Raw genomic sequence first — 1,244 nt, 5'->3', positions numbered from 1 at the left:
CCGGGCAAGCCGCTCTTCAACGTCAAAAAATCCCGCCTGCTTCATGATCCATACTCCAATCAACGCAAGGAAAATGGAATCACAGAGCAGACCTCAATACCAGAGGGTTTTTCGAACCCTCCAGGTCATGATCTATATCCCCCTGCTGCTGGTGTTCCTGCACTGGTTCGGGGTGAATGGCGCCGCCTTTGCATGGGCAAGCCGTAGCATCATGGACTGTGTGGTGCGCATAGCCCTGGGCATCCGTCTCTATCAATGGCTGGCGCAGGTCGTACGACATCTGGTGCCAACGGCTGCAATCGGGCTGGGAACCATGCTGCTGGCCCTTCCCCAGACCGGTCATCTGACCAGTTGCCTGATTGGTGCGGCAGGACTGATCGGGTTTTATATGGTGCTGTGGATGCATGGCCTCGCGGAAAGCGAAAGAGCCTATGCCCGCAACGCGGTTGTCCGGGCATGGATAACAGGGCGGCAGAGCATGCGCTGGCCCCGTTCAGCGGGATAAGGCTGAGATGGAAGATGGGCGTCAGACGGAAATATCCGATGCCAGCCATATACGCATCATCTGAAACGGGGAGTAAAGGCCAGATGAAGTATCCAGTTTTTCTTGCCCTGCTGGGGGCCGTCATTCCAGCAGCATTGGCCCGGGCCGATGATAGTACGGCCCTGCAGGCCATGCTGAATGGCTGTTACGCAGGCACACGAAGCTGTATTGTTGATCTGCAGGGCGCAACAAAAGTTCTGACCAGAACATTACGGGTCAATCCTGAACTGGTGACGATACGCAACGCAATACTGGAATGCCGCATGACATCGGGCACCTGTCTTTATGTATCGCAGGACGGGTTTCCCCATCATGACTGGGCAACGACAAACCGGCTGGAAGGCATTACATTACGGGGCAACAAGTCCATTGACGGCATAACAATGAATTATACCGGCAATAACAACTACAACGTCAATGCCGCCATGGCACTTTTCAGTGTTTCAATTCAGGGGTTCAATCACGGCCTCTCTCTGGGCAATAATGTTTGGGGCGTTGATATGTTCAATGTCATGATCGGCAATGGAAATATTGGCATTTATACACAGCCCGGCACGCATAATGCAGGGGAACGTGGAGGGTTCGAAAAACCCTCTGGTATTGAGGTCTGCTCTGTGATTCCATTTTCCTTGCGTTGATTGGAGTATGGATCATGAAGCAGGCGGGATTTTTTGACGTTGAAGAGCGGCTTGCCCGGCTG

General features: G+C 53.5%; 2 protein-coding genes. Both read left to right on the top strand.

Annotated features, from left to right (window positions below; genetic code table 11):
• Nucleotides 1-127: 127 nt before the first annotated feature.
• Nucleotides 128-505, top strand: a complete 378-nt coding sequence (locus ACBR42_RS17045) for a hypothetical protein (RefSeq protein ID WP_371208830.1) — start codon at nt 128-130, stop codon at nt 503-505.
• An 83-nt stretch (nt 506-588) separates the two neighbouring features.
• Nucleotides 589-1,182, top strand: coding sequence for a hypothetical protein (locus tag ACBR42_RS17040; protein WP_371208829.1), 594 nt, complete (start codon nt 589-591; stop codon nt 1,180-1,182).
• Nucleotides 1,183-1,244 lie beyond the last annotated feature (62 nt).

The sequence above is a fragment of the Komagataeibacter sp. SM21 genome (assembly GCF_041402665.1).
Lineage (GTDB): Bacteria > Pseudomonadota > Alphaproteobacteria > Acetobacterales > Acetobacteraceae > Komagataeibacter > Komagataeibacter saccharivorans.
The sequence above is the reverse complement of the archived record's forward strand: the minus strand, read 5'-3'. Positions and strand labels throughout refer to the sequence as shown.

Coding starts and splice junctions, on each gene's coding strand:
- ACBR42_RS17045 (WP_371208830.1), top strand. CDS start 128: ATGATCTATATCCCCCTGCTGCTGGTGTTCCTGCACTGGTTCGGGGTG.
- ACBR42_RS17040 (WP_371208829.1), top strand. CDS start 589: ATGAAGTATCCAGTTTTTCTTGCCCTGCTGGGGGCCGTCATTCCAGCA.